Annotated in this window: 10 protein-coding genes and 1 pseudogene; 5 read left to right on the top strand and 6 right to left on the bottom strand. The window is 31.8% G+C overall.

Annotated elements, in window-relative coordinates; genetic code table 11:
* From B3792_RS05940 to B3792_RS05930, 3 genes and pseudogenes are all read right to left on the bottom strand, one after another.
* A pseudogene (locus B3792_RS05940) lies at positions 1 to 169 on the bottom strand (IS982 family transposase); the annotation flags it as partial.
* A 476-nt stretch (positions 170 to 645) separates the two neighbouring features.
* The gene (locus B3792_RS05935; protein ID WP_291069132.1) at positions 646 to 2,031 is read right to left on the bottom strand and encodes a DUF5689 domain-containing protein; all 1,386 of its coding nucleotides are present in this window, start codon (positions 2,029 to 2,031) and stop codon (positions 646 to 648) included.
* Positions 2,032 to 2,058: 27 nt separating this feature from the next.
* Complete coding sequence (locus B3792_RS05930) at positions 2,059 to 4,815, bottom strand: carboxypeptidase regulatory-like domain-containing protein (protein WP_291069130.1); 2,757 nt, start codon at positions 4,813 to 4,815, stop codon at positions 2,059 to 2,061.
* Between the two features lie 91 nt (positions 4,816 to 4,906).
* On the opposite strand from B3792_RS05930, the gene B3792_RS05925 reads away from it, so the two are divergent.
* Both B3792_RS05925 and trpA read left to right on the top strand, forming a co-directional pair.
* Positions 4,907 to 6,112 carry an endonuclease gene (locus B3792_RS05925; protein ID WP_291047845.1) on the top strand — a complete coding sequence of 402 codons (1,206 nt, stop codon included), beginning with the start codon at positions 4,907 to 4,909 and terminating at the stop codon, positions 6,110 to 6,112.
* A 2-nt stretch (positions 6,113 to 6,114) separates the two neighbouring features.
* Positions 6,115 to 6,882, top strand: coding sequence for a tryptophan synthase subunit alpha (trpA, locus tag B3792_RS05920; protein ID WP_291069128.1), 768 nt, complete (start codon positions 6,115 to 6,117; stop codon positions 6,880 to 6,882).
* 74 nt (positions 6,883 to 6,956) lie between these two features.
* Here trpA and tyrS read toward each other — a convergent pair whose 3' ends face one another.
* The 3 genes from tyrS to B3792_RS05905 form a co-directional block, all read right to left on the bottom strand.
* Complete coding sequence (gene tyrS / locus B3792_RS05915; RefSeq protein ID WP_280050042.1) at positions 6,957 to 8,252, bottom strand: tyrosine--tRNA ligase; 1,296 nt, start codon at positions 8,250 to 8,252, stop codon at positions 6,957 to 6,959.
* A 161-nt stretch (positions 8,253 to 8,413) separates the two neighbouring features.
* The gene (locus tag B3792_RS05910) at positions 8,414 to 9,898 is read right to left on the bottom strand and encodes a RagB/SusD family nutrient uptake outer membrane protein (RefSeq protein WP_291069126.1); all 1,485 of its coding nucleotides are present in this window, start codon (positions 9,896 to 9,898) and stop codon (positions 8,414 to 8,416) included.
* Between the two features lie 18 nt (positions 9,899 to 9,916).
* On the bottom strand, positions 9,917 to 13,060 hold the full coding sequence (locus tag B3792_RS05905) for a SusC/RagA family TonB-linked outer membrane protein (RefSeq protein ID WP_286495243.1): 3,144 nt from the start codon (positions 13,058 to 13,060) through the stop codon (positions 9,917 to 9,919).
* A gap of 216 nt (positions 13,061 to 13,276) precedes the next feature.
* On the opposite strand from B3792_RS05905, the gene B3792_RS05900 reads away from it, so the two are divergent.
* Genes B3792_RS05900 through B3792_RS05890 form a run of 3 tightly spaced genes read left to right on the top strand, consistent with a single transcriptional unit; the run spans position 13,277 to position 16,269 of the window.
* Complete coding sequence (locus tag B3792_RS05900; protein ID WP_114998077.1) at positions 13,277 to 14,179, top strand: CorA family divalent cation transporter; 903 nt, start codon at positions 13,277 to 13,279, stop codon at positions 14,177 to 14,179.
* A 6-nt stretch (positions 14,180 to 14,185) separates the two neighbouring features.
* Complete coding sequence (locus tag B3792_RS05895) at positions 14,186 to 15,187, top strand: NAD-dependent epimerase/dehydratase family protein (RefSeq protein ID WP_291069123.1); 1,002 nt, start codon at positions 14,186 to 14,188, stop codon at positions 15,185 to 15,187.
* Between the two features lie 14 nt (positions 15,188 to 15,201).
* Positions 15,202 to 16,269 carry a diphosphomevalonate/mevalonate 3,5-bisphosphate decarboxylase family protein gene (locus B3792_RS05890; RefSeq protein ID WP_291069121.1) on the top strand — a complete coding sequence of 356 codons (1,068 nt, stop codon included), beginning with the start codon at positions 15,202 to 15,204 and terminating at the stop codon, positions 16,267 to 16,269.
* Positions 16,270 to 16,272 lie beyond the last annotated feature (3 nt).

Raw genomic sequence — 16,272 nt, 5'->3', positions numbered from 1 at the left:
ATAAATGATTTTCACTATCAAGACCCATAAATTCAGCGGTTAAAACAAGACTTATGAGTTCTAAATCAAAAAGTTTAGGTCTTCTACGTTGATAAATTAAAAGTGTATCTGTGGAAATTTTTCGTAGAACTTCCAATATTCTTTCATAATTAGCAACTAAGTTGTTCATTGTAAATGTTTTAAAGTTAAATTAATTTACTTATTTTCAATGAAATGAACAACTATATTATTTATTAATCAAAATGCACAACGGGTGTCTTATATCTTTTCTTACTACGGAAGTTTTGTTAGGATATCCAATTCTCTTCATAGTCTTATTTTTATAAAATAGGGTAACAAATCTGAACACTATTTCCTATAGAAAAAACGAATGATACATAATTAACATTTTATCCAAATAAGACATACATTGCTTTATTTTTATCAATTATCCATTATTAAATGATTAATAAATCTTTTTTTTATTTTTTTTTATAAAATTAAAATCGATACTCATTAACAGATAATTTTTATTTGAATTTTATACATTTCAGAAAGTGAAATCACGTTAAAAAATGAAGAATATTTAGGAATATATTAACCTAATAAAAACAAAAAAGGCAACCAATTGGTTGCCTTTTTTATTATAATATTTAAACTGATTAATTAGTCAATTTTGATATTATCGATAACTAAATCATAAGCTTCATCTTTTCCTACTTTTAGTGCAAAAATATTTTCACCAGCAGTTTTTTGAATATCTACTCCTTCAATATTTAGAGTAACAAGAACCCATTCGCCTTTAGTATCAATTTTACCTGTATATTGATTTGCATCAATTGGTGATAAAGATACATTTGAATTCGATAAATCTCCTACATTATATACTACGTATTTTTTATCAGATTTATACACATTTAGTGACAATGATTTCCCAGATGTTCCTTTTACATAAAATGTAATTTTCTTTGGAGTTGCAGGAATTGTATTATTTACAATAGTTGTAAATACGTAATCATTTGCTTTTGGTGTTCCTTTTAAAAGTAATGCATTTGTGTTATCTCTACCAACACCAACTCCGCTAGTTGCATAGGTATCTTTCACTAAGCCAAAAGAGTTAATAGAAGATAAAAAGTCAGCCCAAACATTGAAATCAGAACCTTTGAACAATAAATTTACTGCTTCGGAATTATTGCCTCCACCTGGATTTTGGCCTCCACCTACATCAAAACGAGGTTGATCAAACTTCACATCATTTGTATCGCGAATAAATACTTGATAAGTTGAATTGTATCGAGAAACTACTACTGTAATAGACCCGCTTTTTTTAGGTAAAACATCTGCATACCATGTTGCGTAGCCAGAGTTACGTAAATCTGTTTCTTTTCCTTTTTTATCCACAATCACTCTATTCACTGTTGCACCTGAAACCCCATACGTTTTATCTCCATCAGGATCACTGAATTGAACTCCCTCTATCGTTACTAATGTATTTAGATTTTCAGGTTTTAAAGCATCTGTTAATGAAGAAACAACTTTTGGTTTAATCGTTTGGATTGCTTCACATGTTTTAACCATATAAGTTGACATGACAGCACTTGGAATACGACCAACAGTATATTGTGGATCTACAGAACCTATTTTCATTACTCCACGATCATTCGCAACTATTAACCCTTTCAAATTAATTTGTACTTGCGCTCCCAATGGATAAGAATTATATAAATTACTTCCGTCAATTTCTATTTGGATACCTGTTGTAGGGTTCTCAACTTTATCTTGTAAAGAAATCGTTTTGAAAAAATTCCCCGTTTCGTCACTAGATATAACATATGCTTGTACGATTAAATCTTCTGCTATTGCTTTATTAGCATCTAATTTTATAGATCCAGCAGTTACTTTAGAAACTAAATCAGCCAAAGAAATATTAGGACTTGGTAAATTACATTCAATTGGAGGTGTTGCATAATCATCATCTTGCACACAAGATTGCGCTGTAAATAAACCTAAGCTTAAAACACCAGCTATTGTTAATTTTGATATTGTATTCATTTTAAATTGTGTTCGTTGTTAATAAAATTAAAATCTGAAATAAATGTTAGCGAAATAAGTTGTTCCCATTCCGTAGAACATTTTTGAACCAAACATACGTTGGTAGTTTTTATCAATTGCATTATTATAATTACCTGTACGCATTTGTTCAAAACCTCCTGTAACATAGTTTTTATTATTCAGTACATTATTTACTGTTCCTGAAATCCCTGCTGAATATTTACCAATACGGAACGTTTTCCCTAAATTGATATTCAACATAAACTCATCACTAAACTTCTCTTGTTTCAAAACTTCTTTCAACCCTTCTTCTGTTACTCCGTTAACTGGAACCCCGTTTTGGGTAATAAAATTAATTGTTCTTCTAAAAGGAGCAGGGTCTGCATAATTGTTCATTAAATAGTTTCCAGAAACACCAACCCACCAAAATTTAGGATCACGATACTCAGCACCTAAAGTAAATCCTGATTGAGGTCCAGAAGCAAGTTTATAGTTTTCTAAATAAGCAGTTCCATAATTTTTGTAAGGAATTCCATTAATCCCGAATTCATCAGAATATAGGTTATAATCAGAATTGTCTTTGTATAAATATTGTCCAATAGCAGCTACAGCAGAAACTGTAAGAACTGGTAAAACTTGCGCTTCTACAGCCAACTCAGTTCCTAAATATTCTTTTCCAACACCTGTCATCACCTCAGAAACAAAAATTTGATCCGAAACACCATCAATATATCCAAAAGCCTTCTCTATCTCATCTTTTGTTCTAGTATAAAAAGCCGTCGCACGAGCTTTGATACGTGGAGCTCTTAAAATATAAGATAAATCACTTGAAAATATTTTAGCACTTTCAATTCCATTAACAGTTACATCATTAAGACGTGCATTTGGAAAAATCTCATCAGAAGTTGGTGCTTCTGTCTGATACATTACATTTGCTTGAATAAAGTTACGTCCATCTAATTTTACTAAAAAGTTAGATTTTACACCAAAGTCTACAAAATCATATGTTTTACTCTTTCCATAAGAATTGTCTTTATACATTTCATTTTGGAACTTTCCATCACGGTAAAACTTCGTTAAAGCAGCTTTCATCCCAATAGTAACATCTAAGTATTTAGATTTAATTTTAGACTGCGCGAATAAATCTGCATAATCACGATTAATTTCGTAGTAATACTCTTGTTTATCTCCTTTCTTAGCAACATAATCAGGATCCAATAAGTTGAAATTATAAAAATGATTAACAGGTAAATTTGTCGTCACATTAAAATCATCTACATTTAATACATATTGTGCACCTAATAAATCTTGAATCTCACGATACAATTTAGATTTTGTATTTTGATAAGATGCTGCAATTGTTAAATCTATATTTGAAGTTAATTCTGTTTGAAAATTAGTATAAGCCGTAGCTGTTTTATCTTCATTAACATCTGCAGTTAACCAATAAGCCGCTCTTCCTGTCGTACTATTTTCATTCGCACGATACATACTTGCCCAATCTAACTGAGAGATTTGACCACTTCTCCATAATTGCTCTCTTTCTGCGATTGCATCAGCAGACGCTCCATTAAAAGCTAAGTAACTCGGCATATTACGGTAATATGTTGGTGAAGGATTATTTGCTTTAAACCAATCTAAACGAGATCCACTTTCTTTTCCAAATTGATACGAAATAGTTGTCGTTAATTTAGATTTATTATTAATATTCCAATGATGCGTCAACATATTAATTGGTTCGAAAGTTTTCTTTACACGTTCATTACGTTTTTCACCATCTTGCCATCCCCAATAAGAATTATAGTAAATACCTTTCAAATCCACAACTTCTTGTGTATTAGGTGAACCAGTAGAACGACGAGTTGGAGCACCGAAACTAGTTAAGTTTAAAGTATGTTTTTCATTAAACTTTTTCTCAACACCTAAGTAGTAAGCATACGCATCATAAAAAGTACCTTCTATAATACCTTCATCAGCCCAACGTCTACTTCCTGAAACCATAAATGCCCAACCGTTATCCATTAATCCTGTATTGTATGTTGCCATTACACGATTTCTGTATGAACGATTTGTACTAGAATAAGCCAAACTTACTCCCTTACGCATTGTTGAAGGACGAGTATCAAAATTTGTAACTCCTCCTAAATCTCCAAAAGCATAATTAGAAGGTTCGATTCCGTATGTTAACTCATCTGGACGACGAGTTACATCATTCAAACCTCCCCAGTTATTAAAAGTTGCACGACCATTATCCATTTTGTTCATACGAACCCCATTAAATAATACGTCATTATATTTGTTGTCTAAACCTCTTGGTTTAAACCAATACGAACCTAATTCGTACGCAGAAACGCGAGCAAAAACATCGCGCGAAGATTGTAAAAGTCCTGAATTTGAAGCTGTCGAACTTTCATCATCAGATAATTCATCATCTGTTAATGTAATAATTCCAACTTCTGCTGTATTTGGATTAAATGTTAATTTAATATCACCTAAGTCAAGCTCTTTTTGCCCTGTTACAGTGATTTCTTTTTCATATGGGTCATAGCCCACGCCATAAACTTGTAATTTGTATGTTCCATCCGGAATATCTACAAACTGAAAATAACCTATACGATCGGTGATAGCAGCATCGCTTACTGCTCCTCCGTCCAAACGTACAGTGAGGTTATAAACCTCTTCACCTGTAGCAGCATTTTTTGCTACCCCAGTAACCTTTGTTTGCGCCTGCGCCATAGCGACAGTTGCAGCAAAGACTGAAAGACTTAACAATAATTTGTTCATTCAAACGAATTTTTATTTATAAATTAGCTCTCTATTTCCTTCATCAGAAAAAATAGGACAACAAATTTAATAAATTCATAATTAATAACATATGTTTAAAATTAATAAATCTTTAACTTTATTAATAATTTTTAATTTATTCTTAACGTTAAATGTTAAAGCTCAAAGCAAATATTCAAGTGCAACTGTAGCCTTTTACAATGTTGAAAATCTTTTTGACACCATAAAATCAGTTGGATATGTAAATGGAACTTTACCTTTTAATGACAAAAATTATCACATTCAGATTGCAGAATCTGACATATCGAAGTACGAAACAGAAGAATTCAAACAAAGTTATACGTACGAAAATATAAAAGGAAAGAAAATTATCCGTCCATTAATTCTTCAAGAAGAATTTTTACCAAACGGAAATAAAAGATGGAATACAGAAAAATATTTCCAAAAAGTCAATAATATTTCAAAAGTTATTAGCGAATTAGGCGCAGATGTTACAGGCTCTGCTCCAGTAATCGTAGGTATTTGTGAGATCGAGACAAGAGAAACTTTAGAAGATTTAGCAAAAAGCTCTGCTTTGAAAAAATACGATTATGGTGTTGTTCATTTCAATTCGTTTGATGCTCGTGGAGTTGATACAGGTTTATTGTATCAAAAATCTCGTTTCAAGGTTATTGATGCAAGACCTCATCCAATTTTCAATTATGATGCTGAAGGTAAACGCAAATATACGCGTGATATTCTACAAGTTACAGGTTTATTAGACGGTGAAGAAATCACTTTTTTAGTGAATCACTGGCCTTCTCGTAGTGGTGGAGAAAAAGTTTCGATGCCAGCTCGTATGGAAGCAGCAAAGGTGATGAAAGGAATTTTTGATGAGTTAAAATCTAAAAATCCAAATGCAAAAGTAATTGCAATGGGTGATTTTAATGATGATCCTATTTCTCCAAGTATTAAAAACATATTTGATCCGGCTGGAGAAATTGCTAAAGTTTCGGATAACGGATATTACGATCCTATGTTACCTTTATATAAAAAAGGTGTTGGTACTTTAGCTTATCGTGATGCTTGGAATCTATTTGATCAATTTATCTCAACTTCATCATTGGTTACAAAAAATAAAGATTATTCAACGTATAAAATCTTCAAAACTGAAATTTACAACAAAGATTATTTAAAAGCGACAGAAGGTGCATATAAAGGCTTCCCTAACCGTATGTGGAGCGGCGATACTTATCGTGCAAACGGTTATTCTGACCACTTTCCAGTCTATACAATCTTATTAAAACAAGCAAAATAAAAATGAACAAATTAGAGCAATTATTTAGTCAAAAAAATAAAAACCTCATTACAATATACACAACAGCTGGGTATCCGAATTTATCGGATACCCCTGTTATTTTAAAAGAATTAGATCAAAACAATGTTGACATTATCGAAGTCGGTATTCCATATTCTGATCCTTTAGCTGATGGTCCAACAATACAAGCTACAAGTGAAAAAGCGTTAGCAAATGGAATGACGTTGGACATTTTGTTTGAACAATTAAAATCGGTTCAAAATGAAATTTCTTCGCCAATTGTTTTGATGGGTTATTACAATCAAGTAATGACATTCGGATTAGAAAAATTCTTACAAAACTGTCAAGAAAGTGGAGTTTCAGGGTTGATATTACCTGATATGCCGTACGAAATTTACTTGGCACAACACAAAGAATTATTTGAGAAATACGATCAAAAAGTTACTTTTCTAATTACACCTTTAACAACAGAAAAACGCATCAAAGAGATTAATGATGCAACTTCTGGATTTGTTTATATTGTTTCTAGTTCTGCAACTACAGGTGCAACAGAATCTAATTATAATGAAGATTTTTTGTCAAATGTTAAAAATCTAGGCTTAACAAAACCACATCAAATTGGATTTGGGATTTCGACAAAAGCTGATGTAGAAAAAGCTTGGAATTACGCAAATGGAGCAATTATAGGAAGTGCTTTTTTACGCGTTTTAGAAAATTCAACCGGAAATCTTTCAGAAGCCATAAAAAATTATCTTTCAGAATTGAGATAAAAAAATAGTTTTCAAAACAAAAAGCAAGCTTAATTCAGCTTGCTTTCTATTTTGGAAATGTTTTATCTAAAAAATTATTCAACAATTAAGATGAAATAATTCTTTTTACCTTTTTGTAATAAAACATATTTATCAGCAATTAAATTTTCTGTTGTTAATACAAATTCTTCCGCTACTTTTTCTTTGTTTACAGAAATTGCGTTTGCTTTTAATTCACGACGCGCTTCTGAATTTGATTTTAAGAAGCCTGATTTTTCTGCTAAAGCAGTAACAATATCCAATCCCGCTTCGATATCAGTTTTTGCAATAGTTGCTTGAGGCACACCTTCGAAAACTGATAAGAAAGTATCTCCATCTAATTCTTTCAAATCTTCTGAAGTTGATTTTCCGAATAAAACTTGAGATGCTTTTTCTGCTTTGCGTAATTCTTCAACACCATGAACTAAAATTGTAATTTCAGTTGCTAATTTACGTTGTAATTCGCGTAAATGTGGCTCTTGACGATGACGCTCGATTAAATCATCAATCGCTTCTTTTTCTAAGAACGTATAAATTTTGATGTAACGTTCAGCATCAGCATCCGCTTGATTTAACCAAAATTGGTAGAATTTATAAGGAGAAGTACGGTTTTTATCTAACCAAATATTTTCACCACCTTCCGATTTCCCAAATTTAGTTCCGTCCGCTTTAGTTGTTAATGGACAAGTAAAAGCAAAAGCTTCACCTTGTACTGTACGACGAATTAATTCTGTTCCTGTTGTAATATTTCCCCATTGATCAGAACCTCCCATTTGCAATTTTGCACCTAATTCTTTGTACAAATGTAAATAATCATATCCTTGAATCAATTGATATGTAAATTCTGTGAAAGACATTCCGACATTCGATTCAGAAGATAGTCTAGATTTTACAGAATCTTTTGCCATCATATAATTTACAGTAATGTGTTTTCCGACATTACGTGCAAAATCGATGAACGAAAAATCTTTCATCCAATCATAGTTATTCACCAATAAAGCTGAATTTCCATTATTCGTATCAAAATCTAAGAAACGAGACAATTGTGCTTTAATTCCAGCAACATATTTATTCAATGTTTCTTCGTCTAATAAACTTCTCTCTGCTGCTTTACCAGTAGGATCACCGATAAAACCAGTTGCACCACCAACCAAGGCGATTGGACGATGACCGTGACGTTGCAAATGAACCAATAAGAAAATAGGAACCAAACTTCCCACGTGAAGAGAATCTGCTGTAGGATCGAAACCTACATAACCAGAAGTCATTTCTTTATTTAGTTGTTCTTCTGTCCCTGGCATAATATTGTGAACCAGTCCTCTCCAAGTCAATTCTTCAATTAATGGATTCATAGTATTTTAATATATTTTTTATCTAATTTTTACAAGGTACAAAGTTATGATTTTTCAGTAGATTATAATAGAGATTTTTGGATATAAAAAATCAAGGTTTTCCTAATGGAAAACCTCTATTTTAAGTATATAATTAATGAGGATAAATTATATTAAAAATGTTATGATGGATTTTGTTTTAATAATGGATTTGAGTTTATCTCAGCTTGAGGAATTACCCACTGCCATCTATTGTCTGATGCCTCAATTGTATACACATTATTAATAACAGTTGTATTATGATTTGCTCCAGTACGATCAAGTTTTTGCCCTAAACGTTTTAAATCATAGAATCTAAATCCTTCTCCCCACAACTCTAAACGTCTATTCAACAAAATTTGTTGGTAATAAGCATCTCCAGTAGTTGTAAATGTTGTAAAAGATGTATCTCTTGCCTTTACTAAAGTAGACAATACTGTTTTCGAATCTGCTTCTTTACCTAACTTATATAATGCTTCTGCTTCTATTAAATACATTTCAGCTACACGCATAAATGGCACATCGCCTAATGAAGACGCAGTACTTTCTGATAGAAATTTTTGAGATGTATAAGCAAATAACGAATAATTTGATGGCAAACCTAAACTTGTATGTTTTCCTGTCGGATCCACAACTTGTACTCTCACATCAGTAGAAGGAAATGCATTATACAATTTCGTATTCATTACTTTAGGAGCTGTTCTAATTTGTGTTGAGTTATAATTTCTTGACATGTACGCATGGAAGTTTCCAAAATAATCTGTCTGATCAGAAATAATTTTAACACCCCACATCCATTCTGGATTCGTATAATCATTAAAACCAGCTTTATACTGAGTTTGAGTCATAAGTGTCAATACCCCTCTTGCTTCTTTCGCAAATTGAGCCGCTTTAGTATAATCTTGTTGCACTAATGCTACACGAGCTTTCAAACCTTTAATATTTGCTACAGAAAAATGTGATTTATTTGCAGCTGTTTTTCCTGTTAATAAAGTTTCAGCTTTATTAAGATTCTCCCAAATTGCTTCATAAGTTTTTGCTACAGTTGCTCTTTCTTTAGGTGTCACTTCTGTAGGATCATCTCTTAAGACAATTCCATCATTAGCATTAGTGTCTCCTGCAACATATCTTTTACCATATGTTTGTACTAACTGAAAATAAGCAAATGCTTTATATGCATAAGCTTCCCCAATAGCCTTATCTCTTAACAAAGGATCTCCTGAAGCAGCTGGTCCATAAGTAATGATATTATTCGCATTTTTTATCATCCCATACCAAAATGTCCATGGATATGAAGCTGTTCCTGAACTTGTATTATTTTGAGTAATCCATCTAATTTCGTCTCTAAACCATCCATTACCCACACTTGGAAATACAACATCTTCTCCCATCACATCAGAAATAATTAATTGAGCTGTATATCCATTATTACCTTGAGAAGAGTTTTGACGTACATACATATTACGGTGCATACCGTTAATAGCTGCTATTAAGTTATCTGCCGAAGAATAAATAGTTTGATCTCCTACAGATGAAGATGGTGTTGTATCTAAAAAGTCATCATTACAAGAAGTAAAAAACAGAGACGATACAACTAATGCTGATATTAAAATTTTAATTTTTTTCATTTTTTTTTAAATTTTAGATTAGAATGATACATTAACTCCTAAACTTACAGTTCTTGAAGGTGTATAACGATATGTCGTTGTACCATTGAAAGATTGTGTTGGTTCCAAACCTTTTTTAGCTGTCCAAGCATATAAATTTTCTCCTGCTAAATAAACTCTAAAGTTTTTTAATCCAACGGTATCTAATACTTTTCTATCAAAGTTATATCCGATTTGAGCATTTCTGATGTTTAAATAATCAGATTTAACCAACCATCTTGTTGAAGCTGCTCCTACTGCACTAGCATTAGCTGAACTTAAAATAGGAACAGAAGTTATATCTCCTGGTTTTTTCCATGCATTTAAAATATCAACATGTTGAGATTGACCTTGCGCATAACTATTCATCAAAGAAGCATAATTCCCATCATACGTTTTTCCTCCTAATTGATAGTTTAACATTACAGATAAATCAAAATTACCAAACTTGAATGTATTTGTAACACTTCCGTAAATATCTGGATTAGAAGTTCCTGAATAAGCGTACAACGCATTATTTTGATTAGTCGTCATTAAAACTCCATTTACAGTTCTAGAGTTTCCATCTGATGCTTTATCAGGATCTTGAATAAATAAACCAGCTCCATCAGTAGGGTCTACTCCGTACCATTGACGTAACCAAAATTCATATAAAGATCTACCTTCAGCAATACGTTTTGTACCATTAATAATTGCATCATCTTTACCTTTTGGCATTTTAATCATTTCATTTTTATTGTGTGCTGCAATCAAACCTAAATCCCATGAAAATTTATCATTGCGAACAATCCCTAAATTCAATGAAAATTCTAAACCACTATTACGCATCTTTCCGATGTTTCTATAAATAGAGTTTCCTGGAACCCCAGCAGAATTAGGTACTGGTTCTGCAAAAATCATATCATTAATATCTTGAAGATAATATTCAATAGATCCTGATACTCTTCTTTTAAACAAAGAGAAATCTAATCCAAAATCCCAAGAATTTTTAGATTCCCAAGTTAAATTAGGATTACCTACTTGACCAAGATAAACTCCCGACTCACCTCCATTGTTGTAACCTAATGAATAAAGATCTAAATCCACTTGATAACCAGGCTCTGCACCAATTCCTCCATCATTACCAACTTGCCCATAAGAAGCTCTTAATTTTAATTCATTAACAACAGAAGATCCAGCTAAGAAAGCTTCTTTATGTATATTCCATCCTGCTGCTGCAGACCAGAAAGTTCCTTGATAATTTTGATCAGAGAATCTAGATGATTTATCTATACGTATAGATCCAGATAATAAATATTTGTTACTGAAATCATAATTTAATCGAGCAAAATACCCTTCTTTTCTAATTACATAATTATATCCAGATGAAGACGTTGGTGTCAAGAAGTTTGACATTTCATAAATTCCTGAAACTGTTTCTCCAATTTTTCTTAAATAACCATAATCTACTTTTCTATCAAAAGATTCATGACCAAGAATAACATCAAAATTATGTAACCCTACTGATTTTTTATAGTTTAATAATTGATTCCAAGTAACCCCTGTATATTTATAAGTTGTTAATCCTAAAGAGGCTGTTCCTGCTGCATCTCCAATTACTTTATTACCATACTCTTTATAAGTGTAATTTCTTACATCATATGTTAAGTTTGTTGTAAATGTCAGCCCTTGTATAATTTTAAATTCTGCAAAAAATCTAGAGTTTATAGCATTAGTATCTTGTCTATTATTATTCAATAATGTTTCTTGTAAAACATTACGTCCTGAACTAGCTGATGCACCTCTACCTCTTGAATCATTTCCATCATATAACGGATTTCCATAAGAATCATAAACTCTTTTACCATTTGCATCATATAAGAATGGAGAATAGATTGGCCCCATTGCACGAGTAAACCAGAATGGATTAATATATGACGAACCACCTCCGTCATCTGCTAATGTAGATTTCACTAAACTACCAGATAAATTCGTTCCTAATTTTAACCAATCTGTTACTTGACTATCAATACTAGTCTTAGCAGTATAACGTTCAAAATCAGACTTAATCACATAACCTGTCTCTTTCGAGTACCCAAAACCAGCATAATAAGAAGTATTATCTGTTGCTCCCGAATAATCTACATCATACTTTTGAAAAGTACCAATTCTTGAAATATAATCTTGCCAATCAAAGTCGTTGTATAACATTGCTGCATCTGTCAATTTACCATCTACAACAACTTTATCATTAGCTACTCCGTAAATATTATTTTTTAAGTTATCTTTAATTAAAGAAGAGTTTGCATAAGCATTTGCCTCTGCTAATGTGTAAGGTAGTTTTGTTGCACTATTAGTAGTTCCTAAAACTCCATTTCGCATAGCTTCCCAAGCTGTCACATAGTAATCTCCAGCTCCAATTCTTGAGTATTCAGGGATTGCTCTAGAGACAACTCCTGTATTAGAAGAAAATCTAAAAGCCCCTTTACCTTTCTTACCTTTTTTAGATGTAATCATAACAACACCATTCGCAGCTGATGAACCATATAATGATGTTGAGGCAGCATCTTTCAATACCGTCAAAGACTCAATATCATTTGGATTCAAATCCTGTAAACTCCCTGTATATACAGCACCATCTACAATATATAATGGAGTAGAAGACAATGTATATGAACTTACACCACGAATTTGCACACTCAATCCAGAACCTGGTTGTCCAGAACCTGTAGAAACTTGCACCCCAGAAACAGAACCATCTAAAACTTTAGCAACGTTTGAAATTGGTCTATTTTCTATGTCTTCTGATTTTATAGTACCAATAGAACCAACTACTGTTTCTTTTTTCTGAACTCCAAAAGCAGTGACAACAGTTTCTTCTAGATCTACTGTATCAGTCTTTTTAGGTTTTAATACTCCTAAATTTGCATTTGTAACAATATACTCTGTCCCATTAATTAATAAAACATCACCAACTTTTGCGTCGATATCAAAGTTTCCATTTTCATCTGTATAAGCCACCTTATCAGTTCCTTTTACTGAAACTTCAATATCAGCTTCAGGAAAACCATTTGCATCATTCACTGTTCCTTTTGTTTGAGCAAATACTGCTGTACTCAACCCAAGAAAAGCTAACAATGACAAAGAAGTCAATTTTTTTCTCATGTGTATTTATAGTTTATTTTAATACAATATTAACATTTTTTAACATGATTAAAAAAAAAAAAATGTTTTTTTTACATTATAAAGTAATATTTTCAATTATTGTTAAATAAAATAAATTATTTTTAACAATAACACCTATTTAATGAAAAATCAATAAATAAAATTAATCTCAACAATATAATATTTTTGTATTATTATAATCAATATCTAATCGTCATGCAAACACTTTTCGAGAATGAAAAATTCAAATGGATTAATTTACAAAATCCAACAAAAATTGAGTTAGATGAAATTGCTACAAAATATTGTTTTCAGAAATTAACGATTGAAGATAGTTTGGAGCCTGGACATTTACCTAAATATGAATCAGATGATTCAAAAGTTTCGTTTTTGTTAATTCGTTTTTTTGATAAAGAACACCGTATGTTGAAAAACACTGTTCGAGAATTTAGTCACAAAATCAGTATTTACATCGGAGTAGATTTTATTGTAACTGTTCATCAAAAGGAAACGGATATTTTCGAGAAAATTCAGAAAAAATATTTAGCTAATACTGATCCTTCTAAAATCATTATCAAAGGAATTTTGTATCGTATTATTTCCGAAACCATCAAAACATATGAAGAACCAGCATATCAAATGGACGAAGAAGTCAATCAACTCGAACATTTAATTTTTACGGATGATTTCAGAAAAATTAAACTTCCTACCTTATATAAAATCAAACGAGAAGCTACAGCTTGCAAAAAAATATTAGATTATACGCTTGAAGCACTGAAAGAATATCGCGCAGATAACAAAAAGACAAGTTCATCACAGGATTTGTACGAAGAAAACGTAAAAATGTTACACTTGCATTCGCAAATTGTAGATGATGTACAAAGTTTGTTAACAATTTACCTTTCGTTAAATGGACAAAAATCGAACGAAATCATGCAAACGCTTACCGTTTTTTCTGCATTTTTCTTACCCTTAACCTTTATCGCTGGAATTTATGGAATGAATTTCGATTTCATGCCCGAGTTAAATTACAAATTAGGCTATCCAATTTGTTTACTTGTCATGTTATTAGTGGTAATTTTTATTTACTTTTGGTTCAGGAAAAAAAAATATTTATAATTCAGTATGATTTTCGTAACGGGAGGAACAGGTTTGGTTGGCGCGCATTTGTTGGTAGAATTGGCAAAAAAGCAACAACCTATTCGTGCCTTAAAACGAAAAACATCGAACACAGCAACCATCCAAAATTTCTTTGCGGAACAAAATGCTTCGCAATTTTATCAATTTATTCATTGGATTGATGGGGATTTGTTGGATGTAACTGAACTTCCGAATTTATTAGACGGAATCGAGACAATTTATCACGCTGCGGCTTTTGTTTCATTTGATGAACGTCAAGAAGAAGAAATTTTCAATACGAATATTTTAGGAACTGAAACTTTGGTAAATGAAGCGATTGATTCTGGCGTGAAAGAATTTTTTTTCATCAGTTCTATTGCTTCAATGGACGATTTGAATCCAGCAACTAAAATGATCGACGAACGTTCTGTTTGGAATAATGGCTTAACACATTCTTCTTATTCTATCTCAAAATTTAGAGCAGAAATGGAAGTTTGGCGTGCTTCACAAGAAGGGATTAAAGTCATTATTATTAATCCTGGTGTAATCATCGGAACATTGGATACTAAACGTGCAAGCGAAAGTTTATTTCAACAAAATTCATCAAAAAGTGATTATGCTCCTTCGGGCGGAACAGGATTTGTTGATGTACGCGATGTGGTGAAGATTTTTTTAGAGTTAATTAATCAACAAGTTTACAATCAAAAATTTGTGGTAATTTCTGAAAATAAAAGTTACCGAGAAGTATTTGATCTTGTTTCGATCAATAGCAAACGTTCAGTCAAAAATGTTTCGAATTCAACCTTGAAAATCATTAAAAATCTATCTATTTTTAGTCGAATCTTTGGTGGAAAATATATGACAAAAGCGAATTATTATTCGTTGACAACTTATACCAAATACGACAATTCTAAAGTTAAAAATTTGCTTCAATACGAATTTATTCCAATCAAAGAAGCAATTGATTATCATTATAAACGCTTTCAAAAGCTGAATTCTACAAAATAGTTTACTTTTGTTTTATGGAACAACAATTCATTTCAACACTTTCAACAACTGCTTCGGAATTAAAATCAGGAAGCGTTTCTGCTAAAAGTCCATCAAATATTGCGTTGGTAAAATATTGGGGAAAAAAGAAAAATCAAATTCCAACCAATAGTTCAATTAGTTATACGTTAACCAATAGCTATACAGAAACTGAATTAAAATTTTCGCCAAAAACATCGGATGCTTTCGAAGTTGAAGTTTATTTAGAAGGTGAATTGAAAGAAAGTTTTACTCCAAAAATCATTACTTTTTTCGAAAGAATTACGGCTTACATTCCATTTTTGAATGAATTCAAATTTGAAGTTCACACACATAATTCTTTTCCACATAGTTCTGGAATTGCTTCTTCAGCTTCTGGAATGTTGGCAATGGCATTATGTTTAGTTCAAATTGAGAATATTCTTGGCGCAAATTTATCAGAAGAAGACGCCAAGAAAAAAGCTTCTTTCTTGGCTCGTTTAGGTTCTGGAAGTGCTTGCCGTTCGATTTACAAAGGTTTGGTTGAATGGGGAGAAAATGATTTTATCGAAGGAAGCTCAGATTTATTTGGAACAAAATATCCTGATACCGAAATTCATGATGTTTTCAAAACTTTTCATGATACCATTTTATTGATTCACGAAGGTCAAAAATCGGTTTCTTCTACTGTTGGTCACAATTTAATGAATGGACATCCGTATGCAGAACGTCGTTTTGTGGAAGCAAATGAAAACTTAAAAGCTTTATTACCAATTTTAAAATCTGGCGATATCAAAGCGTTTGGAGAATTGGTAGAACATGAAGCTTTGACATTGCACGCCATGATGATGATGTCGAATCCTGCATTTATTTTGATGAAACCAAATACAGTTGCTGCTTTAGAAAAATTGTGGGAGTTCCGTCGTGAAACAGGAAATCATTTGTATTTCACATTAGATGCTGGCGCAAATGTACATTTATTGTATCCTTCGCAAGATGCGGAAGCTATTGAAATTTTCATCGAAAATGAATTAAAACAATTCTGTCAAAACGGAAATTATATAAAAGATAAAGTGAGTTTTTAATCA

It is taken from the genome of Empedobacter sp. UBA5924 (genome assembly GCF_002431085.1).
GTDB lineage: Bacteria > Bacteroidota > Bacteroidia > Flavobacteriales > Weeksellaceae > Empedobacter > Empedobacter falsenii_B.
The sequence above is the reverse complement of the archived record's forward strand: the minus strand, read 5'-3'. Positions and strand labels throughout refer to the sequence as shown.